Here is a 25,066-nt window from a genome sequence, read left to right as displayed (position 1 = left end):
CGCGTGAATCCGCGAGGGACGGTGTGGTCGGATACCGACCAGCCCGTTCCGAGCTGACCCTTGAAGGACGCCGTGACTGACTCTCATCCGCCGCAGGCCGTCGGTTCCGCTGAAACCGCTGACGTCATCGTGGTCGGCGCAGGTCCGGGTGGCTCCGCGACCGCTGCCTACTTGGCGATGGCCGGCCTGGATGTCCTCCTGCTGGAGAAGGCACATTTTCCCCGCGACAAGATCTGCGGAGACGGACTGACCCCGCGTGCAGTTCGCGAACTGGCACAGCTGGGTGTTCCCACATCCGAGGAGGACGGGTGGATCCGCAATAAGGGTCTGCGTATCGTCGGTGGTGGGCGCCGTTTCGAGCTGGACTGGCCCGAGACCGACTACTTCCCGCCGTACGGGATGGTGCGCAAGCGCCAGGAGCTCGATGAGATCTTGGCTCGGTATGCGGCAGGGCGGGGAGTGCGCCTGCTGGAGGGGGTCAATGTCCAGGAAGCGATCCGGGACGATTCCTCCGGGCGGATCCAGGGTGTGACGGCCAAGATCATGGGGCGCGATGGCCGTGCCACCGGCGAGACCGCTACTTTTCGTGCTCCGATCGTGGTCGCTGCTGATGGAGTTTCCTCGCGGCTGTCCATGTCGATGGGGCGCCCCAAACGGGACAACCGGCCGATGGGTGTCGCGGTCCGTACCTACTACGAGTCGCCTGCGCGGACGAACGACGAGTACATGGAGTCCTGGCTGGAGCTGTGGGTTCCGGAGGGGGAAGGCTCTCGGAGCACACCGGGAACAGCGACATCGGGGAAAGACATCCTGCTCCCGGGGTACGGATGGATCTTCGCCTGCGGTGATGGCACGGCGAATGTGGGCCTGGGAATGCTCGATACCTCGCCGGCATTCGGTCGGGTCGACTACCGGGATGTGATGCGGCGATGGGTGGCCACCTTGCCTGCGGAATGGACTTTCACCGAGGAGACCCTGGCCCAGCCCATCCGGGGTGCGGCGCTGCCGATGGCCTTCAACCGCCAGCCGCTCTATGCGGACGGGTTGCTTTTGGTGGGTGACGCCGGAGGCATGGTCAACCCGTTCAACGGGGAGGGCATCGACTACGCGATGGAGGCCGGAAGAACAGCTGCGGAGATCATCGTGCAGGCGATGGCTCGGGCCGATGACGCTGGTCGTGAGCGGGTGCTCATGTCATACAACTCGGTGATGAAAGAACACCTCGGCGGTTATTACTCCTTGGGCCGAGGATTTGCCGCACTCATCGGAAAACCTGAGGTCATGCGTTTGTGTGTGAAGTACGGTCTTCCGGTCACGCCGTTGATGAGAGTTCTTCTCAAGACGATGGCCAATTTGGCTCAGCCGCGAGGTGGAGGAATTGACGACAGGCTCATCACAGCCTTGTCGCGAATTGCTCCTTCGGCCTGAGCTTCCTGTGACATTCACTAGGATATCTAGGGGGAGGACACCGGAGTTCCTGCGTTCCGGTGCGATCACCCTGCGAGAAACTGCAGACGAGACGGACAAGATGATTCACCGCCGCCACATCCACCGAAAGGGGAGCGCGTCGAGATGACCAGCCCCTATCTTCCGATTCTGTTCTTCCTCGCGTGTGGCATCGGGTTTGCCGCCGCGTCGGTTCTGCTCTTCGATTTCGTTGGGCCCCGCCGCTACAACAAGGTGAAACTCGATGCCTACGAGTGCGGGATCCAGCCTTCACCGCATGCCGAGGCTGGGGGCCGTGTGCCCGTTAAGTACTACACCACGGCCATGCTCTTCATCATCTTCGACATCGAGTCGGTCTTCCTCTTCCCCTTTGCGGTGGCTTTCGACCGCTTAGGGCTGTTCGCCCTGGTGGAGATGGTGCTCTTCGTGATGACGGTGTTCATCGCCTACGCCTACGTGTGGCGTCGTGGCGGATTGGAGTGGGACTGACATGGTCGACATCGAGAAATACCCGCAAGGGGTCTACACGACCAAGGTCAGTGAGGCCATTGGTTTCCTTCTCAAGACCTCGATCTGGCCGGCTACCTTCGGACTGGCCTGTTGTGCCATCGAGATGATGGCGTCGGGCACCCCCGACTACGACATCGCCCGTTTCGGTTCCGAGCGTTTTGCGGCGACTCCTCGTCAAGCGGACTGCATGATCGTCGCAGGACGGGTCAGCCAGAAATTTGCCCCTGTGGTGCGGCAGGTCTACGACCAGATGGCTGAGCCGAAGTGGGTCATCTCCATGGGCGTCTGCGCAAGTTCTGGTGGAATGTTCAACAACTACGCCATCGTGCAAGGGGTCGACCACATCGTTCCGGTCGACGTCTACCTGCCGGGCTGTCCGCCGCGCCCCGAGATGCTGTTGAACGCACTCATCACCTTGCACGACCAGATGATGGCCACCCCGTACACACCTGGGCGTCGCCGTGAAGCGGCTCGGGCCGCAGAAGAAGCTGCGATGTCGGTAACTCCGCTGGTGGAGCAGAAGGGGCTGCTGGCATGAGTGACAAGAACACTGTGAAGTCACAGACAGCCGCCGCCCAGGAAACCGGCGGGGCCAATCTGCCCACCGAGTCGACAACCAACCCCGAGGTCCGGGGCGAACGACGTGGGATGTTCGGCGCGACCAAGGGCCCGGATACCACCGGCTACGGCGGCCTGGTCAGCCCGATCCTCTTCCCCGGTCAGGCTTCTCGCCCGTACGGAAGTTTCTTCGACGAGGTAGCTGACCAACTTGCCCTGGCGCTGCAGGATGGTTCGTCCTCCTATGAGGACGCCGTCGAGAAGGTCGTCGTCGATCGCGGAGAGATGACGCTCTTCGTGGACAGGAAAGCGCTGCCCGCCGTGGCTCAGGCGCTCAGGGATGCCCCGGCTCTGCGCTTCGAGATCTGCAGCGGAGTGTCCGGTGTCCACTACCCCAAGGACACGGGTCGGGAGCTGCACGCCGTCTACCACTTCCTGTCGATCACGCATGGCAGCCGTCGTATCCGGGTCGAGGTGACCTGTCCTGACAGCGACCCGCACATTCCCAGCATCGTGGAGACCTACCCGTCGGTGACCTGGCACGAGCGCGAGACCTGGGACTTCTTCGGCATCGTCTTCGACGACCATCCGGCATTGACCCGGATCCTGATGCCGGACGACTGGCCCGGCCACCCTCAGCGCAAGGACTACCCCCTCGGAGGGATCCCTGTGGAGTTCAAGGGCGCCACCGTGCCTGCCCCCGATCAGCGGAGGTCGTACAACTGATGACCACGTCGAATGAGAAGGTGCAGGCCACAGCTGGCGCAGGCACCGACGAGAGCCCCCGGGACCATCACCTGCATGCTGAAGGCGGTGACTGGGATTCCCTGGCGGCCGAGGCCATCGAGCACTCCGACGAGCGCATTGTCGTCAACATGGGTCCGCAGCATCCCTCGACCCACGGCGTTCTCCGCCTGATCCTGGAGCTCGACGGAGAAACCGTTACCGAGGCTCGTGTCGGTATTGGCTACCTGCACACCGGGATCGAGAAGACGATGGAGCATCGCACCTTCGTTCAGGGCGTCACTCTGTGTACTCGCATGGACTACCTGACGCCGATGTTCCAGGAAACCGCATACTGCCTGGCCATCGAACGTCTCCTGGGCATCGAGGACCAGATCCCCGAGCGAGCCACGCTGATTCGTGTCCTCATGATGGAGTGCACCAGGATCTCCAGCCATTTGGTCTGCCTGGGTACCGGCGGCATGGAGCTCGGCGCCACCACCGTCATGACGATCGGCTTCCGCGAGCGTGAGCGCATCTTCCGACTGATCGAAGCAACCACCGGTCTGCGGATGAACAACGGTTACATCCGGCCTGGCGGAGTCGCGAACGACTTGCCGAGCAACTGGAAAGCCATCGTCGAGGAGCAGTGGCCACTGCTGAAACAGGGGGTCAAAGAGCTCGAGGCGCTTTGCCTGGAGAACCCGATCCTCAAGGGTCGGATGATGGACGTCGGCTACCTCGACCTGACTGGTTGTATGGCGCTGGGAGTCACCGGGCCGATTCTGAAGTCGGCGGGAATGCCTTACGACCTTCGTAAGAATGCGCCTTACTGCGGTTACGAAACCTACGATTTCGAGGTTCCTACCTGGGACAGCGCCGATGCCTACGGGCGGATGCGGGTGCGTTTCCTGGAGATCTGGGAGTCGCTGAAGATCATCGATCAGGTCATCGAGCGCCTTGAGAAGTGCGAAGGCGAGCCGGTCATGGTCGCGGACAAGAAGATCGCCTGGCCCGCGCAGCTGGCGATCGGAGCGGACGGCCAGGGCAACAGCCTCGAGCACATCAAGAAGATCATGGGTACCTCGATGGAGGCCCTGATCCACCACTTCAAGCTGGTCACCGAAGGTTTCCGGGTCCCGCCAGGGCAGGCCTATGTCGCGGTCGAGTCTCCCAAGGGAGAGCTCGGCTGTCACCTGGTGTCTGACGGAGGAACCCGTCCCTACCGGGCCCACTTCCGTGACCCGGCGTTCAACAACCTGCAGGCCGTCGCCGCGATGGTGGAAGGCGGCGCCGTCGCCGACACCGTCGTCGCCGTGGCCTCGATCGACCCCGTCCTGGGAGGTGTGGACCGCTGATGTCGCACGGTGACAAGCCCAATTACGGCTCCCAGCCCAATGCCGCGACCGAGCCGTATTCCGACGATGTCCTCGCGAAGCTGCGTATCGACGCGGCAGAGGTCGTCGGACGCTATCCGCAGAAGAGATCCGCTCTGCTGCCGTTGTTGCACCTGGTGCAGAGCGTCGACGGCTACGTGAGTACCCGTGGTATCGAGTTCTGCGCCGAGACGGTCGAACTGACCGCCGCCGAGGTCAGCGGGGTCGCGACCTTCTACACGCAGTACAAGCGACACCCCAATGGGGACTACACCATCGGGGTCTGCACCAACACGCTGTGCGCCGTCATGGGTGGCGACGCCATCTGGGACGCAGTCAGCGAACATCTCGCGATCGGGCACGACGAGACGACCCCTGACGGTCGGATCACCCTGGAGCGGATCGAGTGCAACGCCGGTTGTGACTACGCCCCGGTGGTGATGGCCAACTGGGAGTTCTTCGACAACCAGACGCCTGAATCCGTGATCCGGACGGTCGACGCGCTTCGCGAGGGCAAAGTGATCAGCCCTACTCGTGGTGCGGCGACCGTGGCCACCTTCAAAGAGGTCAGCAGGGTCCTGGCCGGTTTCCACGACGGCCGGGCCGTCGAGGGGGACACCGGTGGGCCGGCGACGGTTCGTGGACTGCGTCACGCGAAGGAAAAGGGATGGCACGCTCCGGCGGCGACTTCGGCCGGGGAAAGCTCCGGCCTGACCACCACGACGTACCCCTCGTCAGCCGAGACCGGGCAGCGGTCTGCGCGGTCAACCGGAAGCCAGGACACCCCGTCCAATGCTCCGGGTGAGAAGCCCGGCGCTTCCGGGAATGTCGGAAAGGCGAACCGATGACTCAGTTGACTCCGTTGCTCTCCCGGTTCTGGGACGAGCCCAAGTCGTTCACTCTCGAGACCTACGAACGCCACGACGGTTACCGGGCTCTGCGTCACGCCATCCGGCTCGATCGGGCCGACCTCGTTCAGCAGGCCAAGGACTCCGGACTGCGTGGGCGTGGTGGTGCAGGATTCCCCACCGGTATGAAGTGGGGTTTCCTCCCGCCAGACGACGGTAACCCTCGTTACCTCGTGGTCAATGCGGACGAATCCGAGCCTGGTACCTGCAAGGACGTCCCGCTCATGTTCAATGCCCCGCATTTTCTGATCGAGGGCATGATCATCACCAGCTATGCGATCCGGTGCAATCACGCGTTCATCTATCTGCGGGGCGAGGTCGTCCACGTCTACCGGCGGCTTCTCCATGCGGTCCGGGAAGCCTACGACGCCGGATACCTGGGTAAGAACATCATGGGCAGCGGATTCGACCTGGACATCACCGTGCACGCCGGTGCCGGGGCATACATCTGCGGCGAAGAAACTGCGCTCCTGGACTCGCTGGAAGGTCGTCGAGGACAGCCGCGGCTGAAGCCTCCGTTCCCTGCAGTGGCGGGTCTGTACGCCCGTCCGACCGTGGTGAACAACGTGGAAACCATCTCGCAGGTCGCGCCGATCTTCCTGCACGGTGCGGACTGGTTCGCCTCTCTGGGAACCGAGAAGTCGAAGGGTGTCGGCCTGTTCAGCCTGTCCGGTCACGTGGAGCGTCCCGGTCAGTACGAGGCCCCCTATGGGGTCACGATGCGTGAGCTCCTCGAGATGGCCGGAGGAATCCGGAAGGGCCACACCCTGAAGTTCTGGACTCCGGGTGGTTCCAGTACCCCGCTCTTCACCGAGGAGCACCTGGACGTGCCCCTCGACTACGAGTCGGTGGCCGCAGCCGGATCGATGCTGGGTACCCGCGCCTTGCAGGTCTTCGACGAAACGGTCTCGGTGGTCCGAGCGGTCTCCCGGTGGATCGAGTTCTACGCTCACGAGTCCTGTGGAAAATGCACTCCCTGTCGCGAGGGCAACTGGTGGATGCGTCAGGTCCTGCAACGTCTCGTGGACGGGCAAGGGCAGGAAGGTGATGTTGACAAACTGCTCGATGTGGCAGGGCAGATCCTGGGACGGTCGTTCTGCGCCCTGGGTGATGCAGCCGCGACCCCGGTGCAGTCCGGGATCAAACATTTCCGTGAAGAGTTCGAGCAGGGTTATCACACTCCTGCCCACGTGCTCTTCCCGCCGGAGGCGTCCACCTTGTTCGCGAAGGAGAGCGTGACCCGATGACGGTCCAGAAGAGTCCGAGCTCCGGCGATGTGGGCAGCGTCCACGTGGAGCCACCTGTGGAGATGGTCACGCTGACCATCGATGGTGTCCCGGTGTCAGTACCGAAGGGGTCGCTCGTCATCCGAGCAGCCGAGAAACTCGGCGTCGAGATCCCTCGGTTCTGCGATCACCCCCTGCTCGATCCTGTGGGTGCCTGCCGGCAATGTCTGGTCGATGTCGCGACCGCTGGTCCGGACGGTTCTTTGCGGAAGATGCCCAAGCCCCAGGCCGCCTGCACGACGATGGTCTCCGAAGGCATGAGTGTGGAGACCCAACACACTTCTGAGGCCGCGGACAAGGCACAGAAGGGTGTCCTGGAGTTCCTCCTGATCAACCACCCGTTGGACTGTCCGGTCTGCGACAAAGGCGGCGAATGTCCCTTGCAGAACCAGGCTCTCTCGCATGGTCATGCGGCGAGTCGGTTCAACGACGTCAAACGCACCTTCACCAAGCCGATCAACATCTCCACGCAGGTTCTGCTCGACCGGGAACGGTGCGTGCTCTGTCAGCGGTGCACCAGGTTCTCCGATCAGATTGCTGGTGACCCTTTCATCGCCTTGGTCGAGCGAGGCGCTCAGCAGCAGATCGGCATCTACCAGGAAGACCCCTTCGAGAGCTACTTCTCGGGGAATACCGTGCAGATCTGCCCGGTGGGAGCCTTGACCGGAGCGGCCTATCGTTTCCGTTCCCGTCCATTCGACTTGGTCTCCACGCCGAGCGCCTGTGAGCACTGCGCTGGTGGCTGCGGTCTGCGGGTCGATCACCGACGTGGCACCGTGCTGCGACGGATGGCGACCAACAACCCCGAAGTCAACGAGGAATGGAACTGCGACAAAGGCCGCTGGGCCTTCACCTATGCCACGCAGCCGAACCGGGTTCCTACTCCGATGATCAGGGAGAATGGCGAACTGCGGGCAGCCAGTTGGCCGGAGGCCCTGGCTTTTGCCGCCGATGGTCTGGCCAAGGCGAAGGTCAACGGAGGCGTGGGTGTCCTCACCGGCGGACGACTCTCCGTCGAGGATTCCTACGCCTACAGCAAGTTCGCCCGGACGGTTCTCGGAACGAATGACATCGACTTCCGCGCCCGCCCGCATTCCGGAGAAGAAGCCTCTTTCCTGGCAGCCTGCGTCGCCGGCGCAGATGCTACGACAGGAGTGACCTACGCCGACCTCGAGCAGGCATCGGCGATCTTCCTCGTCGGACTGGAGCCCGAAGAAGAGTCGCCGATGATCTTCCTGCGCCTGCGCAAGGCGTGGCGGAAGAAGGGCACACCGATCTTCGGCATCGCGCCTTTCGCGACGCGGGGTCTGAGCAAGCTGGGGGGCACGCTCATCCCCGCGGCACCCGGTACGGAGACCGAACTGCTGCACGCGCTGCGGGAGAAGCGTCCTGAACTGAGTGCTGCCGGAGATGCTCTCGGCGAAGGAGCGATCCTTCTTGTCGGTGAGCGGCTTGCCGGTGTGCCTGGAGCGCTTTCGGCTGCGGCTGTCCTGGCGCAGTCCTGCGGAGCGAAGCTGGCCTGGATCCCTCGCCGTGCGGGGGAACGGGGCGCGCTCGAAGCCGGTTGTCTTCCAGACCTGCTCCCCGGGGGCAGGCCTCTGCGAGACAGCGAAGCTCGCGCAGAGCTGCAGAAGCTGTGGGAGATCGACGAGGTGCCCTCGGCCACCGGCCGCGACGCGGGCGCGATGATGACGTCCGCTGCGGTTGGACAGCTCGGCGGCCTGGTCATCGGGGCGGTGGAGATCAGCGACCTCCCCGATCAAGGCACCGTGACCGAGGCTTTGCAGCGTGCTTTCGTGGTTTCCTTGGAGATCCGGGACAGCTTGGCCACCGAGTCCGCCGACGTGGTGCTCCCGGTGGCGCCGGTTGCGGAGAAGACCGGAGCCTTCCTCAACTGGGAAGGCCGTGTCACGCCTTTCACCGCGGCGCTGAACTCCAATGCGATGGCGGACTACCGAGTTCTCGATCTGCTCGCAGTCGAGATGGGTAGCTACCTGGGGACTCGATCGGTCGATCAGATCCGGGCCGAGATCGACTGCCTCCCGGTCTGGTCCGGCCGTCGTCAGGCGCCACCGACCGCCGACCCGCAATCGGTGCCTTCGCTGGCGATGGGGCAGGCGGTTCTGGCCACCTGGCACCAGCTGCTGGATGCCGGACGGATGCAGGACGGCGAGCCCTACCTGGCCGGTACGGCGCCTTTGGCAGTGGCGCGGCTTTCCGCAGCTACTGCTGCAGCGCTGGACATCGTCGACGGGATGGCGGTGACCGTCTCCACGATGAGGGGGTCGATCACTCTTCCGGCGCAGATCACAGCGATGGTGGACCACGTCGTGTGGCTGCCGACGAATTCTGCGGGGTCCCGTGTCCGCGCCATCCTGGGCGCAGACGCCGGTGACGTCGTGACTGTCACGAAGGGTGGTGCGGCGTGAACGCGCTCATGGTCCTACCGGGGAAGATCGAAGCCCCGGACTTCACCCAGACCCCGTGGTGGCTCTCGCTGATCAAGGCGGTGCTGATCTTCGCCTACCTGATGATCCAGGTCGTCATCGTGATCTGGTTCGAACGTCGAGTCATCGGCCGGATGCAGCAACGCCCTGGTCCCAACAGATTCGGACCGTGGGGCATCTTCCAGGAGATCGCCGACGCCTTCAAGCTGATCTGGAAGGAGACTTTCATCCCCCGCCAGGCAGACAAGGTGATGTACCTGGTGGCCCCGATCATCGCCGGTTCAGTGGCCTTCATCAGCTTCGGGATCATCCCGATGGGCGGCATGGTGGACGTCTTCGGCTACCGGACACCCCTGCAGCTGACCGACACTCCGGTCTCAGCGCTGTTGGTGCTCGCCGCTGCTGGGGTGGGCGCCTACGGCATCGTGCTGGCGGGATGGTCCTCCGGTTCCACCTACCCGCTGTTGGGTGGGCTGCGCTCGACCGCTCAGGTCATCAGCTATGAGATTGCGATGGGTCTGTCACTGGTGGCGGTCTTCCTCTACTCGGGGTCGATGTCCACCTGGCAGATCGTGGCTGCTCAGGACCGGTTGTGGTACATGTTCCCCTTGGCGGTGAGCTTCGTGGTGTACATCATCACGATGGTGGGCGAGACCAACCGACTTCCGTTCGACCTCGCCGAGGGCGAGGGTGAGCTGGTCGCAGGTTTCCACACCGAGTACTCCGGTATGCGGTTCGGGATGTTCTTCCTAGGTGAGTACGTGAACATGTTCACGGTCGCCGCCTTGGCGACGACACTCTTCCTCGGCGGTTACCAGGCGCCCTTCGGCTTGCATTACATCGCCGACGGGCAGTTCAGCGCCGGCTGGTGGGGGCTGCTGTGGTTCACCGCGAAGCTGTGGGTGTTCATGTGGTTCTTCGTGTGGCTGCGTGGAACCCTGCCTCGTACTCGCTATGACCAGTTCATGAAGTTCGGCTGGAAATTCCTGATCCCGGTGACCCTGTTCTGGGTGATCGCCGCGGCCTTCATCAAAGGTGCGCAGATCGGCTTCCTCGGCAATGTCTTCGTGGGACCGTTCAATGCGTCACTCATCGTCGTCCTGGTGGTGATCCTGGGTATTTCCTTCCTGGCGATCATGGCCTGGGACCGGGCTATGACCGAACGGGATGTCGCCACGGTGGTTCCGTCCGAGATCGATCCCTTTGCCGGTGGCTACCCTGTGCCGCCGTTGCCGGGGCAGACCCTTCTTGAACCGACCGCAGAGGATCCCGGTACTGCACGGCCGACGGTGTCGGCTGCGGCCGCTGTACCCACCGGAACCGGAGGTAAGTCCGTGGTCCTCGACAACGGCGAACCCGGCCGAGCCGAGCGTGAGGAGAACGACAAGTGAGCGAAGAGCGCAAGGAGAGCGCAGCGGAGAAGCCGAGCGGTTTTTTCGCTGACATATTCGCACCGGTCGCAGGTTTCGGTGTCTCGTTCAAGACACAGTTCCGCAAGGTCGCGACCGTGGAGTACCCGGAGGTGAAAGCTCCGACGGCTCCGCGATACCACGGCCGCCACCAGCTGAACCGGCATCCGGATGGTCTGGAGAAGTGCGTCGGCTGTGAGCTGTGCGCCTGGGCCTGTCCCGCAGATGCCATCTTCGTCGAGGGCGCGGACAATGACGACACCCCGCTCGACCAGGGCGGGAAAGGTCGTTTCTCGCCGGGCGAGCGCTACGGCCGGGTCTATCAGATCAACTATCTGCGCTGCATTTTCTGCGGATTGTGCATTGAAGCCTGTCCTACCAGAGCGTTGACGATGACGAATTTCTACGAGTTGGCGGATCATTCTCGGTCGGCTCTGATCTTCGAGAAGCATCAGCTGTTGGCCCCGCTCGGGGACGACATGCTTTCTCCGCCTCACCCGATGGTGGAAGGCATGGAAGAACGCGACTACTACCAGGGCAAGGTTGACAAGGCTACGCCTGAGCAGCGCGAGTACGTAGGTGCTCGTGACAAGGACGAAGCCGTGAAAGGTGGTGACCGGAAGTGACTGAGAATCCAGTCATGTCCACCGGCGAATCGGTGTTCTTCTGGGTCGTCGCCATTCCGATGGTGCTCGGAGCACTGGGGTTGTTGTTCGCCAAGAAAGCTGTTTACGCGGCGATGTCCATGGCTTTGGTCATGGTGATGCTGGGAGTCGTCTACCTGGCACAGGGCGCCGACTTCCTGGGCGTCGTCCACGTCTTCGTATACACCGGGGCCGTGATGATGCTCTTCCTGTTCGTCATCATGTTGATCGGTGTGGAGGCCAGCGAGTCCATGGTCGACACCATCAAGGGGCACCGTTGGTTCTCCTTGTTGTTCGCGATCGGACTCGGAGGTCTGCTGTTGAGCACGATCGCCGATGCCACCTTCGTCAAACGTGGCGAAGGTCTGGAAGCTGCGAACAAGCACGGCAATGTGGCTGGTGTGGCCGGCCTCATCTTCGGGCAGTACGTCTGGGTCTTCGAGATCACGAGTGCGCTGCTCATCACCGCTGCTATGGCGGCCATGGTGTTGGCCCACCGTGAACGTCTGCTTCCCAAGGCCAGCCAGCGGGAGTGGTCCATCCGACGTGTCCGGGAGAACCGTTACGTGGCTGGACTGCCGGCACCTGGCGTATACGCCAGGCACAATTCGGTCGACACCCCGGCTCTCCTGCCTGATGGAACGCCGAGTGAGCTCTCAGTGAGCCGGGTACTGACAGCACGTCAGCAGATCGAGGAGCCGAAGCAGTTCACGGATGCGGTGGACGGGATGAACAAGGAGATCGAGGAGGGTTCGCAGCGATGAGCCTGATGAGCTACATCTATCTTGCGGCGGTGCTCTTCTCCATCGGTGCGGCCACCGTGCTGACCCGTAGGAATGCCATCGTCGTGTTCATGGGCATCGAGTTGATGCTCAACGCGGTGAATCTGGTCTTCGTGACCTTCTCGCGCCTGCACGGTTCCTTGGACGGTCAGGTCATCTCCCTGATCGTCATGGTCGTGGCAGCCGCCGAAGTGGTCGTCGGGTTGGCGATCATCATGGCTATCTTCCGTGCTCGCCGCTCGGCCTCGGTCGACGACGCCAACCTGCTGAAGCTGTAAGGAGCGAGAAGGCGTGCAATTCTTTCCCTCAGCCGTCGATGCGATCGCGGCTTCGTCCTCGTCGACAGGAGCAGCCGTCGCTTCCGGCACTGCTGCTTTCGGTTGGCTTTTGGTGGCGCTACCGCTCTTGGGTGCGGCACTCCTGCTGATCGGTGGCCGGGCCACCGACAAGTTCGGCCCTTTGCTGGCCACGGTGTTCTCCTGGAGCAGTTTCGGTGTCGGGGCCGCCATCCTGATGCAGATGCTGGGCCAGGCACCGGGGGAGCGGGCTCACCACCTGACCTTGTTCACGTGGATCCGGACATCGTCCTTGGACCTGTCTGCCGGGATGCTCATCGATCAGCTGTCCATCAGTTTCGTCCTGCTGGTGACTTTCGTGGGCTCGCTGATCCACGTGTATTCCTTGGGGTACATGGAGCACGATCCGGATAAGCGACGCTTCTTCGCCTACCTGAATCTCTTCGTCGCAGCGATGTTGACCCTGGTCCTGGCGGACTCCTACCTGATGTTGTACGTGGGTTGGGAAGGCGTCGGTTTGGCCTCATACCTGCTGATCGGCTTCTGGAACTGGAACCCGCCGTATGCCTCGGCCGCGAACAAGGCCTTCATCGCCAACCGGGTCGGTGACTTCGGCCTGGGCTTGGCGATCATGCTGATGTTCTTCTCCTTTGGCCGCATCGATTTCGCTGGCGTCCATGGTGCTGCTGCCCAAGCGGACGAGAAGACGCTGACCGCGATCGGTCTCTTCCTGTTGTTGGCAGCCTGTGGTAAATCGGCTCAGTTCCCTCTTCAGAGCTGGTTGGGGGATGCGATGGCCGGTCCGACGCCGGTCTCGGCGCTGATCCACGCGGCGACCATGGTCACCGCAGGTGTCTACTTGGTCGTGCGTAGCCACGCGATCTACAACCTGGCTCCGAACGCGCAGCTGGCCGTCACGGTCGTGGGTGCGATCACGTTGACCATGGGTGCGGTCATCGGCTGCGCCAAGGACGACATCAAGAAGGCCCTCGCGGCCTCCACGATGAGCCAGATCGGGTACATGATGTTGGCCGCAGGCCTCGGCCCGGTCGGCTACGCCTTCGCGATCTTCCACCTGATCACCCACGGCTTCTTCAAAGCGGGGATGTTCCTCGGCGCGGGTTCGGTCATGCATGGCATGAACAACCGGGTCGATATGCGTACCTTCGGTGGGTTGTCGACGGTCATGAAGGCGACCTGGGGAACGTTCATGCTCGGGTGGCTGGCCATCCTGGGTGTTCCTCCCTTTGCAGGTTTCTGGAGCAAGGACAAGATCATCGAAGCTGCCTTCGTCGGTGAAGGATGGCGTCCTTGGGTCTTCGGCGGATTGACCATGTTGGTCGCTGGGCTGACCGCCTTCTACATGTCACGTCTGTTCTTCATGACCTTCCACGGGGAGCGTCGTTGGACCAAGGAGGACCACCCTCACGAGTCGCCCCTGACGATGACGGTGCCCATGGTGGTGCTGGCCTTCGGCTCGGCTTTCCTCGGGCTCGGGCTGTCCTTGCTCGGCTTCGTGGAGTGGCTGAGCCCGGCGTTGGGATTGACCGGGCATGGTGATCATCCGCATCCGGTGATTCCTGAGGTCGCCATCCAGGTGGGTACCCTCGCGATGGTGCTCGCAGGCGCAGGTTTTGCGTGGATGCAGTACGCGAAGAAGCGGGTGGGTGCTCCTGCTGAGCATCTCGCTGCGAAGATCGCCCGCAATGACTTCTTCCAGGACGATGTCAACGATGTCGCGCTGGTCCAACCGTGCAACCTGCTGGTGCGAGCCACTGTGCTCACAGACAGTGGTGGCGTCGACCGTTCGGTCACAGGCCTGGGCGCCGCTGTGATGGCGGCGAGCGGCGGTCTGCGCAAACTCCAGAACGGGTTCGTCCGTTCCTACGCCCTGACGATGCTCGTTGGCATCGTCGTCCTCCTCGGTGCCGTCTGGGTGGTGCAGTGATGAAGAACGTTGACTGGTTGACCGTCATGATGGTCGTCCCCCTGGTGGGTGCGCTCATCGTGGCGTTCCTGCCGCGAGGCGGCCTGCGGCTGGCGCGGCCGGTATCGCTGGCGGTGTCCCTTCTGGTCCTGGTGCTTACTGGGGTCGCAGCGGTGACTTCTTACGATCTGGGCTCGACGGAGCAGTTCCAGATGAGGGCGACGCACGAGTGGATCCCGCAGTGGGGGGTCAGCTACGCGGTCGGGGCCGACGGGATGGCGCTGGCCATGATCGTGATGTCGGCCTTGCTGGTACCGATCTGCATTCTCGCGGCCTGGGACGACATGCCTGCGGACGGCAGCCGGGACAACGGCTATTTCGCCTGGATCCTGGCGTTGGAGACCTTTATGATCGGCGTGTTCTCCGCCGTGGACGTCTTCCTCTTCTACGTCTTCTTCGAAGGCATGCTGATTCCGGTCTACTTCCTCATCGCCTCCTACGGTGTGGGCGCAGATCGCCGTCGAGCCGCTTTGAAGTTCCTGCTTTTCTCGCTGGCCGGCGGTCTGGTGATGTTGGCCGCGGTGATCGGGCTCTACGTGCAGGGCAAGGGCGGCAGCACCGGGTTCCTGGTCTCGTCGTTGACCGGGCTGTCCATGGATACGAACACCGAACGGCTGCTCTTCATCGGCTTCTTCATCGCCTTCGCGATCAAAGCGCCGATGGTGCCGGTGCATACCTGGCTGCCTGATGCGGCTGAGGCCGCTACTCCGGCAACCAGCACTTTGCTGGTCGGCGTGCTGGACAAGGTCGGTACTTTCGGGATGATCCGTTTCTGCCTCCAGTTCTTCCCGAACGCGAGTCAGTGGGCGACTCCGGTCGTCATCGGGCTGGCTCTGCTGTCGATCATCTACGGCGGGGTGGCCGCGATCGGGCAGCAGAACATGATGCGTCTGGTGGCATTCACCTCGGTGAGTCACTTCGGGTTCATCGTGCTCGGTATTTTCGCCTTTACCCGCATGGCTGGGCAGGGCTCGGTGCTGTACATGCTCAACCACGGGTTCTCCACGGCTGCGCTTTTCCTGGTGGCCGGGATGCTCGTGAAACGCAATGGCAGCGCGTTGATCCGGGACTACGGCGGTTGGCAGCGGGTCACTCCGGTTCTTGCCGGATGTTTCCTCGTGGCTGGGATGTCGGGTCTGGCATTGCCGGGTCTGTCCAGCTTCGTCTCCGAGTTCTTGGTGATGATGGGGACTTTCCAGCGTTATCCGTGGGTGGGAGCGATCTCCTCGGTGGGGATCATCCTGGCCGCGTTGTACATTCTCTTGCTCTACCAGCGCGTCTTCACCGGCCCTCCGCCTGGGCAGAAGGTTTCTGACCATGGCCATGCGACCTTGGAGAAGGATGCCGAGTCTGTTCCTGTGAAGGTCGCTGACCTGGTAGTTCGTGAAAAGCTGGTGATGGCCCCGCTGATCGCGATCTTCGTGGTGTTGGGTTTCTATCCGAATCTTGCGTTGCAGGCGATCAATCCGTCCGTCGACAAGACACTGAGCATCGTCGGCGTACAGGACCCGGAGCCGGCTGCTGATGCTGCGAAGGGAAGTGCCAAGTGATTCCGGTGCTGACAGCGGCCGAACCGCTGAGCAAGATCGATATCAACTATGGGAGCATCGCTCCGATGCTGGTGGTCTTCGGTGGCGCCTTGATCGGGGTGCTGGTCGAGGCTTTCGCCGCCCGCCATACCCGGCACGAGACCCAGCTCGGGGTTTCGGTGGTGGCTCTTCTCGGCTCCTTCGCGGCGCTTCTGCTGCTGGCGAGAAAGAACATGGTTTCGACCATGTCCGGCGCTGTCGTCATGGATGGGGTCGCGGTCGTCCTTCAGGGCCTGTTGATCCTTTTGGCCTTGGCGTCGATCCTGATCATGGGTGATCGGATGTCCGGTCAGTCCGCTGATGCCTTCACCCCGTCAGGTTCCTCGGTTCCGGGGAGCAAACAGGAAGAGATTGCTCAGCGGGTTGGGGCGGCGACCACTGAAGTCTTCCCGTTGGCCTTGTTCGCCACCGGCGGCATGATGATGTTCGTGACAGCAGGGGACCTGCTGTCGATGTTCGTCGCTTTGGAGGCGCTCTCCCTTCCGCTGTACGTGATGACCGCACTGGCTCGGCGCCGGAGGCTGCTCAGCCAGGAAGCGGCGCTGAAGTACTTCCTGTTGGGTTCGTTCAGCTCGGCCTTCTTCCTTTTCGGGGCGGCCCTTCTGTACGGGTTCGCAGGCACGCTCTCGTTGAGCGGCATTGCACGGACGATCCCGATGACGGTGAACCCTGGCCTGTTGGTCCCCGGAGTGTTGTTGGTCCTGCTGGGAATCCTCTTCAAGATCGGTGCTTGGCCTTTCCACAACTGGGTTCCGGACGTCTACCAAGGTGCTCCGACCCCGGTCACCGGGTTCATGGGTGCGTGTACGAAGGTTGCTGCTTTTGGCGCGCTTCTCCGACTGGTGTACGTGGGTGTTGGCGCCACTCGTTGGGACTGGTCCATGGCCCTGTGGGTGGTGGCAGGAATGACGATGGTGGTCGGTTCTGTGCTGACGGTCACCCAGACGGATGTCAAGCGGATGCTGGCTTACAGCTCGGTGGCGCACGCCGGTTTCATCCTGGTGGGTTTTCTCGCATTTGACCGCAGCGCGATCGGGGGTGTCCTCTTCTACCTGGTGGCCTACGGGTTCACGACGGTGGCGGCGTTCGGCATGGTTTTCCTGGTACGGGCCGGTGGTTCGGAGGCGACGACACTTTCGCAGTGGAGCGGTCTGGGCCGCGCACATCCAGTGTTTGCAGCAGTCTTCTTCTTCTTGTTGTTGGCTTTTGCGGGTATCCCGTTGACCAGTGGCTTCACGGCGAAGGTGGCGGCTTTTGTGCCGGCGGTCGCTCATGGTGGCATCCCTGGGGTGGTGCTCGTCGTGATCGGTGTGTTGTGCAGCTTGGTGACTGCGTTCGCGTACTTCCGTCTGGCCGGGTTGATGTTCCGTACTCCGGACAAGGAGGAGATCGCGCAGGGCGAAGGAACTGAGGTGGCGGTGGCCTCGACGACGACTGTCTTCGCGATCGGGGTAGGCGTGCTCGTCACCGTGGCCTTGGGCATCTTCCCCTCGCCGTTGTTGCGGGTGTTCGAGTCGACCACGCAGTTCCTGCCATGAGCGCACAGCCGTTGCCTGTGTTCCCGGATGTGGATCCGGCTCTGGCCGATTCCTTACAGGCTGGGTTGGGGCAGGTCGATGTTTTTTTGCGGGAGAAAGTGGATCACGAGGATCCTTTTGTCTCCGAGGCGAACGGCCATCTGCTTGCAGCTGGAGGTAAGCGTTTTCGCCCGTTGTTGACCTTGTTGGCCGCCCACGTCGGTTCGGGGGTTAACCACGAGGTCGTCAGTGCCGCGTCAGCAGTGGAGCTGACTCATTTGGCGTCGCTGTATCACGATGACGTCATGGATGAGGCTGAAATGCGTCGTCATGTGGTGAGCGCCAACGCCGCATATGGCAATTCGACGGCGATCCTGGTGGGCGACCTTCTTTTCGGCACGGCCAGTTCGATTGTGGCTGATCTGGGAGCGGAAGCTGTCAAGATCCAGGCGGAGACGTTCGTTCGTCTCTGTTCAGGGCAGATCAGGGACACTCGTCCGTGCCCAGTGGGGCAAGATCCGGTGGATTACTACTTGGGTGTTCTGGCGGACAAGACCGGGGTCCTCATCGCCACGGCAGCACGTTTCGGGGCGATGTTCTCTGGATGTGATGCGGAGCAGGTGGAGATTCTGCGGCAGTACGGGGAGAAGCTGGGCATTGCTTTTCAGCTTGCCGATGATCTGCTCGATATCGCTTCCGAGGGTGAGGCATCAGGCAAGACGCCGGGTACCGACCTCCGGGAGGGGGTCGCGACTTTGCCGGTGATCTATGCCCAGGCTGAAGGCCGGCCTGAGGACACCGAGCTCTTGGAACTGCTGGGTCGTGATCTTCGGACGGATGACGCTGGCGTCTCTCGAGCGTTGGAGCTGTTGAGGGAGCACCCGTCTTTGGACCGCGCTCGGGAGCACACCTGGGCGGTGGCTCGGGAAGCTCAGGAATTGTTGGGACCGCTCGGCGATGGCCCAGCGGTCTGTGCATTGCAGCAGGTGGCTGCAGGGGTGGTGGATCGCGAGGTGTGATCTGCTGTCGTTAGTGGCGGATGTTTCCGCAGAGAGCAGGCCTCTACGAGATACTTATGAGGCGTTCAGGACGGGCCCCAGCAAGTGCCTTCTTGCTGGGGCCCGTTCGTCGTGCCGGGGCCTCTCGAATGGATCAACTCCTGAATATTGTGGCGAGTCAGGCCAAATGTCCTGAACATCAACCGAGTACGATGGCACGCGTCGGTCTGCTCTCCTCGGGTCAAGGATGACTGAAATCGAGGGGTGGAGTCTGATGTCAGAAGTTCATCGGTATGTCACGAAGCGGCGTCATTGGAATGCTTTATCGATTGCATTCCGTGCAGCGCCTTTCATAACGTGACATTCTGGCTACTGTTGGGGGCGACACGGTGACATCCGGTTGTCGCAAGGACTTTGGTCGTGAGGTGGTCATATGTCACGGGTGCCTGCAGATCAGCGTCGTGAGCAGCTCATCGAGGCAACGATCGAGCTGGCCATCCGCGAGGGTCTGGCAGCAGCGTCGGTGCGTCGTATCGCAGATGAGGCCAATGTCTCGCTGGGTGTGGTCCATTACTGCTTCAGCAGTAAAGAGGCCCTGCTGAACGCCGTCGCCGAATCATTCATCAAACCGATCATCGCTGCGGTATCACTGGCCCTGGACGGGCACACCGGGACCTTCGAGGAGAAGGCCTATGCGGCGTTCAAGGCCTTCTGGGAGCACACCCAGAATCAGCCCGGGCGCCAGCTCCTCTCCTACGAGTTGGCCGCATGGTCGATCAGGGGTGACGGAGAGTCCGCTCGGCTGCTGTACAAGACTTATCAGGACGCCATTGAGCGGATGATCACCAGTTCTATGGGGATCACCGGGAGCGAGGGGTTGCCCACCCGCACCCTGGCCCGGATGGTGCTCGCCGTGACTGACGGAGTCATGCTCAACTGGTTGGTCGACCGCGACGACGAAGCGACTTTTGATGTCCTGCAAGGGTTCATCGGTGTTCTGCTCGCCGTTGTGGAGCAGGCGCGAGGCGCTGGTCTGGTGACCGTCTCGGATCAGTCCGCCACGGCGTGACCGGCCCCGGGAGTGCTGTCCCCTGACAGGGAGGCACCCCGGGACTCCTCACCAGAGGGTTACTCCACGATCCACGGGTCGTTGCCGGCCAGCATCTGCTCGATCTGCTCGTCGGTCGGTGCGGTCGACTCACCCATGGCGTGGGCGACCTGGATACGTACCTGATCGTCGTAAGCCACTCGAGAAACCTTCCGGAAGACTCCTACCGGGACACAGGACATGGCAGGGTCGTCGAGATTGGCCAGTGCGAAAGCACGGGAGCTGTCCGGTGAGGACGGCTCATGCTCGAGGACCATGTTGTCGTCGACGATCTCAGCGAGTTGCAGCCCGCCTCGCCCGTCCGTTTGAACCCCTTGATCCCCGACCTGAAGGGGCTCCCCCTCCACCATGCGCAACAGGCGGCTTTCGCTCTGGTGCGCGTCTCTGAGCGTGTCGAAGGCGCCGTCGTTGAAGATAGGACAGTTCTGGTAGATCTCCACGAAGGCTGATCCGCGGTGTTCTGCGGCCTGCCGCAGAACACCGGACAGATGCTCACGGTCGCTGGCCATGGTCCGGGCCACGAAAGTCCCGCCTGCGCCCAGCGCCAAAGCGATCGGATTGAACGGAGCGTCCAATGCGCCCGCAGGGGAGGACTTAGTGACCAATCCTTCAGGTGAGGTCGGCGAGTACTGGCCTTTGGTCAACCCGTAGATCCGGTTGTTGAACATCAGGATCTTCAGGTTCACGTTGCGACGCAGGGTGTGGATCAGATGGTTACCGCCGATGGACAAGGCATCACCGTCGCCGGTGATCACCCACACCGACAGATCTTCACGGGCGGTGGCCAGACCCGTGGCAATAGCAGGGGCCCGTCCGTGGATGGAGTGCATGCCGTACGTGTCGACGTAATACGGAAAACGGGAACTGCATCCGATACCGGAGATGACAACGATGTTCTCCCGCGGGACACCCAGCTCGGGAAGGACGGACTGGAAGGTCGCCAGGATCGAGTAATCACCGCATCCAGGGCACCAGCGCACCTCTTGGTCGGAGACGAAGTCCTTCCGTTTCAGGGCCGGTTGGTCTTCGGGGATCCGGGGGACCCCGCTGAGTCCGTGAATCGGCATTCCCAGGTCGATCGGGCTCATCTCATGCCTCCTGTCGTCCGGTGTGCACAGCGGTGGAACCGAGCAGGTCGGCGAGTTCGTCCTTGATGATCTGCCTCATTTGACCGGGCAGGAAAGGCAGACCTCGAACCTGGGTCACCGAGCGGATGTCGACGAGGTAGCGGCCACGCAGGACCAGAGCGAGCTGGCCGCTGTTCATCTCGGGCAGCAAGACTCGTTGGTAGGCGCGGAGCACTTCACCGGTGTTCTCGGGGAAGGGGTTCAGATGGCGCAGATGTGCCTGGGCCACCCGGATGCCACTTCGACGCAGATTACGTACGGCAGCGGTGATCGGTCCGTAGGTCGAACCCCATCCCAGAACCAGCATCTCGGCGTCGCCGGTGGGATCGTCGACGTCCAACGGCGGGATCGTCCGGGCCATCCGTTCGATTTTCTCGGCCCTTAGCTTGGTCATGAGTTCGTGGTTCGCAGGGTCGTAGGAGATCGCGCCGTGTCCGTCGGCCTTTTCGATCCCGCCGATGCGGTGTGCCAACCCTGGCGTCCCGGGTATTGCCCAAGGGCGGGCCAGGGTCTCTTCGTCTCGGGCGTACGGGTGGAAAGCCGGTGTCCCGGAGGCGTCCGTAGCATTGGGCTCCCGGGCGAAGTCGGGGTCGATCTCAGGGAGTTCGCTCATCGCCGGGAGCCGCCATGGCTCGGACCCGTTGGCGAGATAGCCGTCGGTGAGCAGCATCACCGGGTGGCGGTAGGTCACGGCCAGCCGACACGCTTCGTAGGCTGCGTCGAAACAGTCGATGGGGGATTTCGCCGCGATCACGGCGACCGGAGACTCGCCATTGCGCCCGTAGAGGGCCTGCAGCAGGTCGGCTTGTTCTGTCTTGGTGGGAAGGCCGGTGGACGGGCCGCCGCGCTGTACGTCAACGATGACCAAGGGGAGTTCGGTTGCGACGGCTAGACCGATGGTCTCGCTCTTCAGACAGAGACCCGGACCGCTGGTAGTGGTCACTCCGAGAGCTCCGCCGAAGCTGGCGCCCAAGGCGATCCCGGCACCGGCGATCTCGTCCTCGGCTTGGACCGTGGTCACCCCGTACTTCTTCATCCCGGACAAGGTGTGCAGGATGTCCGAGGCGGGAGTGATCGGGTAGGAACCGAGGAACAGTGGCAGCCCTGATCGGTGTGCAGCCGCGACCAGGCCGTAGGCGGTGGCCACATTGCCAGTGATATTGCGATAGCGGCCGGGCGCCATCGGGGCAGGATCCACGGTGTATCTCACATCGAAGGACTCCGTGGTCTCGCCGTAGCTCCATCCAGCCTCCAGTGCCGTGAGATTGGCAGCCAGGATGTCGGGCTTCTTCCCGAATTTCGCGGCGAGAAAGGCCTTGGTTCCTTCGATATTGCGGCTGTACATCCAGGAGAGCAGGCCGAGCGCGAACATGTTCTTCGCGCGTTCCTTCTCCTTGCGGGTCAACGGAGAGTCGGCGAGTGCTTCGACCGTGATCGAGGTCAACGGGACGGCATGGACACGGTAGGCCTCGAGGCTGCCGTCTTCGAGCGGGCTCTGGGTGTAACCGACCTTGGCGAGGTTACGTTTGGTGAAGTCGTCCCGGTTGGCGAGGATCATGCCGCCGCGGGGTAGATCGCGGAGATTGGACTTGAGTGCGGCAGGGTTCATCGCGACAAGGACGTCGGGGGCGTCACCGGGGGTGAGGACGTCGAAGCTGGCGAAGTGCAGCTGAAAGCTGCTCACGCCCAGAAGGGTGCCTTGTGGGGCCCGGATCTCGGCGGGGAAATTAGGCAGGGTGGCCAGGTCGTTGCCCAGGCCTGCGGTGTCCGAGGTGAACCGGTCGCCTGTGAGCTGCATGCCGTCGCCGGAGTCACCTGCGAAACGGATGACGACGCGGTCGACGGATCGGATCTGCGTGGTGTCGCTCGTGTTCATGAGCAGTGTCACCGAACCTCTTTACTGGGGGGAGGGTGGTGTGGTTCCGAGGCTGATGGTGCCCGTGAACTCGGCCATCATAGGGAAAGCTCGTGGATATGACGATGTCAAGGTCGACTCTGGTAGGAGTGGATTTGACTTCGCTGAGAGTTCCGGGAGACATGTGAAAAATCGGGTTCTTTCGTTCTCGTTACTCTGAACCTATGTGTCTTCTTCCCCTCCGACCGGGTTTACGTGTCCACGGTCTCGATGCCGGACTGGCGTGTTGCGCGGTCGAGGTCGCGGCGGCCAAAGCCGGATGCGCGAAGCAGGAGGCAGATGCTCCGCCACCGCACGACAGCGGCCCGACGGATGTGCTCGTCGTAGCCGGAACGGTGACCGATGCGATGGCGCCGCTGATCGCGGCCCAGTATGCGGAGCTCTCCGCAGAAGCAGGCGAGGGTCTACGAGTCATCTCTTTCGGCTCGTGCGCCAACACCGGAGGACCCTACTGGGATTCGTACGCAGTGACCAAGGGAGTCGATCAGCTCCTTCCCGTGGATGCCTATGTCCCCGGATGTCCGCCACGACCGGAAGCGCTGCTGGCAGCGGTGGAGGGGCTGGAATGAATCAGGCCGAAGTCCTGACGGTGCCGGTCACCCAATGGGTCGATACGGCCAGTTCGGCGTACGAAGATGGCTACACCGTCCTCGAAATCCTCGCCGCCGTCGACGAGAGCCAGGACGACCACGATCCGGGGATCGATGTGATGATCCACCTGGTCGACCTGCACTCGATGTCGACGCCGCGCCGTCGTGAGATCTGGACCAGGGTCCCGCCGACCGCACAGCTGGCAGGGTTGGGCGGTCTCTGGCCGGGAGCGACCTGGCAGGAAAGGGTTGCTGTCGAGATGACCGGAGTCGACATCGCAGGCTGTACCGATCGACTACTGCTGTCGGCCAGTTACGAAGGCCCGCCGCCACTGTCGAGGACCACGCCCCTGGCAGCACGAGGAAGCACCCCGTGGCCAGGAGCGGTCGAACCAGGGGAGAGCTCGGCTGGCGGTCGCCGGAGCTCACGACGCAGGCTCAGCCCTCCCGGAGTCCCTACCGGGTGGCCCTCATGACGGGAACGAGTAGTGACCCGGTGGCAGCGCCGGCCCGCAGCCGTGGCGTGATCGCCCTCGACACGCAAGCTTGCACCAGCTGCATGCTGTGCGCACGGGAATGCCCCGACTGGTGCATCCACATCTCCGCTCACGCCGAGGAACTTCCCCCACCGGGAGCCGGGCCGACCAGCCGAACCAGGACAGTCCACCGGCTCGACCGCTTCGCCATCGACTTCGGCCTGTGTCTCTTCTGCGGTATCTGCGTCGAGGTGTGCCCTTTTGACGCCCTGTTCTGGTCGCCGGCCACAGCACGAGCGGGCGGGGTGCATGACCTCCTTGCGGAGAGCCCGCGCCTGGAGCAGTGGCGCGCGCAGATCGAGCCGCTTGAGGAACTCGAATCAGGTGCATTGCCACCGCGGTCGAAGGACTCAGGGCGAGGGCATGGAGGCGGCCGAAGGACCCGATGAACACAAGACCACCTCGTTGCGGGAACAAGGTCGTCCGAGGAGATCGTTGCTCGAGGTATGCATCGGCATCACAACGGACTCAAGACCGCCGTCCTCTTCGGCGTGATCTGGGCACTGCTGCTCGGCATCGGTGCCCTGGTGGGGCGTGGTCGATTCATCTGGCTCTTCGCGCTCATCGGCGTGGCGGTGACCTTCTACGGGTACTGGAACAGCCATAAGATCGCTATCCGCTCGATGCGGGCCTACCCGGTCACTCCTGAACAACAGCCCGTCATGTACCGGATTGTCTCCGAGCTGAGTGCCAAAGCAGGCAAACCGATGCCGACGTTGTACGTCTCTCCCACCGAAGCGCCGAATGCCTTTGCGACGGGACGGAACCCGAAGAATGCCGCAGTGTGCTGCACCGAGGGAATCCTTCACCTGCTGGACGAACGTGAACTGCGCGGAGTGCTGGGCCATGAGCTGATGCACGTCTACAACCGGGACATCCTGACCTCCTCGGTGGCCGCAGCACTGGCGGGAGTCATCACGAGCGTGGCTCAGATGATGATGTTCGTCGGTGGAGGCAAGGACGAGGAGCGGCCGAATCCCATCGCGATGATTGCTTTGGCCCTGCTTGCGCCGTTGGCAGCCACGGTGATCCAGTTCGCGATCTCCCGCACCCGGGAGTACGACGCTGATCAGGACGGTGCATTGCTGACCGGCGACCCACTGGCCTTGGCCAGCGCGCTGCGCAAGCTGGAAGCGGGGACCTCACGGGCACCGCTGGAACCGGAACAAGACCTGGTGAACGCCAGCCATCTCATGATCGCCAACCCGTTCCGCCCGCAAGACGTGTCGACGCTGTTCAGCACCCATCCGCCGATGGATCAGCGGATTGCACGGCTGGAGGCCATGTCCAGGCAGCTCTGATCTCGAGTGTCGC

23 protein-coding genes are annotated in these 25,066 nt (G+C 62.8%); 21 read left to right on the top strand and 2 right to left on the bottom strand.

The annotated features are described in order from the left end of the window. The first annotated feature begins 72 nt into the window (after positions 1 to 72). The 17 genes from DX923_RS10065 (at position 73) to DX923_RS09985 (ending at position 19,545) form a co-directional block, all read left to right on the top strand. Complete coding sequence (locus tag DX923_RS10065) at positions 73 to 1,428, top strand: geranylgeranyl reductase family protein (protein WP_116114567.1); 1,356 nt, start codon at positions 73 to 75, stop codon at positions 1,426 to 1,428. 144 nt (positions 1,429 to 1,572) lie between these two features. Beyond that, entirely contained in the window at positions 1,573 to 1,935 is a 363-nt protein-coding gene (locus DX923_RS10060; RefSeq protein WP_116114565.1) for an NADH-quinone oxidoreductase subunit A, read from the top strand. A 1-nt stretch (position 1,936) separates the two neighbouring features. After that, positions 1,937 to 2,494: an NADH-quinone oxidoreductase subunit B gene (locus DX923_RS10055; protein WP_116114563.1), complete on the top strand. Its 558-nt coding sequence runs from the start codon at positions 1,937 to 1,939 to the stop codon at positions 2,492 to 2,494. After that, complete coding sequence (locus DX923_RS10050; protein WP_116114561.1) at positions 2,491 to 3,240, top strand: NADH-quinone oxidoreductase subunit C; 750 nt, start codon at positions 2,491 to 2,493, stop codon at positions 3,238 to 3,240. Before DX923_RS10055 ends, DX923_RS10050 begins: the two co-directional genes overlap by 4 nt. Beyond that, entirely contained in the window at positions 3,240 to 4,595 is a 1,356-nt protein-coding gene (locus DX923_RS10045; protein WP_116114559.1) for an NADH-quinone oxidoreductase subunit D, read from the top strand. The genes DX923_RS10050 and DX923_RS10045 overlap by 1 nt, the downstream gene beginning before the upstream one ends. Further along, positions 4,595 to 5,461 (top strand): NADH-quinone oxidoreductase subunit NuoE, encoded by an 867-nt coding sequence (gene nuoE / locus DX923_RS10040; protein ID WP_116114557.1) that lies wholly within the window; start codon positions 4,595 to 4,597, stop codon positions 5,459 to 5,461. Before DX923_RS10045 ends, nuoE begins: the two co-directional genes overlap by 1 nt. After that, entirely contained in the window at positions 5,458 to 6,768 is a 1,311-nt protein-coding gene (gene nuoF, locus DX923_RS10035; protein WP_116114555.1) for an NADH-quinone oxidoreductase subunit NuoF, read from the top strand. The genes nuoE and nuoF overlap by 4 nt, the downstream gene beginning before the upstream one ends. Further along, positions 6,765 to 9,236 (top strand): NADH-quinone oxidoreductase subunit G, encoded by a 2,472-nt coding sequence (locus DX923_RS10030; RefSeq protein WP_116114553.1) that lies wholly within the window; start codon positions 6,765 to 6,767, stop codon positions 9,234 to 9,236. Before nuoF ends, DX923_RS10030 begins: the two co-directional genes overlap by 4 nt. Next, a complete protein-coding gene (gene nuoH, locus DX923_RS10025; RefSeq protein ID WP_116114551.1) occupies positions 9,233 to 10,645 on the top strand; it encodes an NADH-quinone oxidoreductase subunit NuoH in 1,413 nt (470 codons plus the stop codon). The genes DX923_RS10030 and nuoH overlap by 4 nt, the downstream gene beginning before the upstream one ends. Further along, complete coding sequence (gene nuoI, locus DX923_RS10020; RefSeq protein WP_116114549.1) at positions 10,642 to 11,289, top strand: NADH-quinone oxidoreductase subunit NuoI; 648 nt, start codon at positions 10,642 to 10,644, stop codon at positions 11,287 to 11,289. Before nuoH ends, nuoI begins: the two co-directional genes overlap by 4 nt. Positions 11,290 to 11,303: 14 nt before the next feature. Further along, positions 11,304 to 12,071 carry an NADH-quinone oxidoreductase subunit J gene (locus tag DX923_RS10015; RefSeq protein WP_162873119.1) on the top strand — a complete coding sequence of 256 codons (768 nt, stop codon included), beginning with the start codon at positions 11,304 to 11,306 and terminating at the stop codon, positions 12,069 to 12,071. Then, entirely contained in the window at positions 12,068 to 12,367 is a 300-nt protein-coding gene (nuoK, locus tag DX923_RS10010; protein WP_006502811.1) for an NADH-quinone oxidoreductase subunit NuoK, read from the top strand. Before DX923_RS10015 ends, nuoK begins: the two co-directional genes overlap by 4 nt. A 13-nt stretch (positions 12,368 to 12,380) precedes the next feature. After that, positions 12,381 to 14,333 carry an NADH-quinone oxidoreductase subunit L gene (nuoL, locus tag DX923_RS10005; protein ID WP_116114545.1) on the top strand — a complete coding sequence of 651 codons (1,953 nt, stop codon included), beginning with the start codon at positions 12,381 to 12,383 and terminating at the stop codon, positions 14,331 to 14,333. Further along, on the top strand, positions 14,333 to 15,922 hold the full coding sequence (locus tag DX923_RS10000; protein WP_116114543.1) for an NADH-quinone oxidoreductase subunit M: 1,590 nt from the start codon (positions 14,333 to 14,335) through the stop codon (positions 15,920 to 15,922). Before nuoL ends, DX923_RS10000 begins: the two co-directional genes overlap by 1 nt. After that, positions 15,919 to 17,499, top strand: coding sequence for an NADH-quinone oxidoreductase subunit NuoN (gene nuoN / locus DX923_RS09995; protein ID WP_116114541.1), 1,581 nt, complete (start codon positions 15,919 to 15,921; stop codon positions 17,497 to 17,499). The genes DX923_RS10000 and nuoN overlap by 4 nt, the downstream gene beginning before the upstream one ends. Then, complete coding sequence (locus tag DX923_RS09990) at positions 17,496 to 18,497, top strand: polyprenyl synthetase family protein (RefSeq protein ID WP_116114539.1); 1,002 nt, start codon at positions 17,496 to 17,498, stop codon at positions 18,495 to 18,497. Before nuoN ends, DX923_RS09990 begins: the two co-directional genes overlap by 4 nt. A 412-nt stretch (positions 18,498 to 18,909) precedes the next feature. Beyond that, entirely contained in the window at positions 18,910 to 19,545 is a 636-nt protein-coding gene (locus tag DX923_RS09985; protein WP_116114537.1) for a TetR/AcrR family transcriptional regulator, read from the top strand. Between the two features lie 59 nt (positions 19,546 to 19,604). On the opposite strand, the gene DX923_RS09980 is transcribed toward DX923_RS09985, so the two are convergent. Both DX923_RS09980 and DX923_RS09975 read right to left on the bottom strand, forming a co-directional pair. Continuing rightward, entirely contained in the window at positions 19,605 to 20,672 is a 1,068-nt protein-coding gene (locus DX923_RS09980; RefSeq protein WP_116114535.1) for a 2-oxoacid:ferredoxin oxidoreductase subunit beta, read from the bottom strand. A gap of 1 nt (position 20,673) precedes the next feature. Continuing rightward, entirely contained in the window at positions 20,674 to 22,587 is a 1,914-nt protein-coding gene (locus DX923_RS09975) for a 2-oxoacid:acceptor oxidoreductase subunit alpha (RefSeq protein WP_116116271.1), read from the bottom strand. 203 nt (positions 22,588 to 22,790) lie between these two features. Here DX923_RS09975 and DX923_RS09970 point away from each other — a divergent pair, with 203 nt between their 5' ends. The 4 genes from DX923_RS09970 to htpX are packed head-to-tail and all read left to right on the top strand — an operon-like array spanning position 22,791 to position 25,053. Further along, positions 22,791 to 23,195, top strand: a complete 405-nt coding sequence (locus tag DX923_RS09970; RefSeq protein ID WP_116114533.1) for an NADH-quinone oxidoreductase subunit B — start codon at positions 22,791 to 22,793, stop codon at positions 23,193 to 23,195. Further along, positions 23,192 to 23,692, top strand: coding sequence for an NADH-quinone oxidoreductase subunit C (locus DX923_RS09965; protein ID WP_162872895.1), 501 nt, complete (start codon positions 23,192 to 23,194; stop codon positions 23,690 to 23,692). The genes DX923_RS09970 and DX923_RS09965 overlap by 4 nt, the downstream gene beginning before the upstream one ends. Next, entirely contained in the window at positions 23,689 to 24,141 is a 453-nt protein-coding gene (locus DX923_RS09960; RefSeq protein WP_116116270.1) for a 4Fe-4S binding protein, read from the top strand. The genes DX923_RS09965 and DX923_RS09960 overlap by 4 nt, the downstream gene beginning before the upstream one ends. A gap of 57 nt (positions 24,142 to 24,198) precedes the next feature. Continuing rightward, the gene (htpX, locus tag DX923_RS09955) at positions 24,199 to 25,053 is read left to right on the top strand and encodes a zinc metalloprotease HtpX (RefSeq protein ID WP_116114529.1); all 855 of its coding nucleotides are present in this window, start codon (positions 24,199 to 24,201) and stop codon (positions 25,051 to 25,053) included. Positions 25,054 to 25,066: the final 13 nt, after the last annotated feature.

Source organism: Austwickia chelonae (assembly GCF_003391095.1).
In the GTDB taxonomy this organism is placed as follows: domain Bacteria; phylum Actinomycetota; class Actinomycetes; order Actinomycetales; family Dermatophilaceae; genus Austwickia; species Austwickia chelonae_A.
The sequence above is the reverse complement of the archived record's forward strand: the minus strand, read 5'-3'. Positions and strand labels throughout refer to the sequence as shown.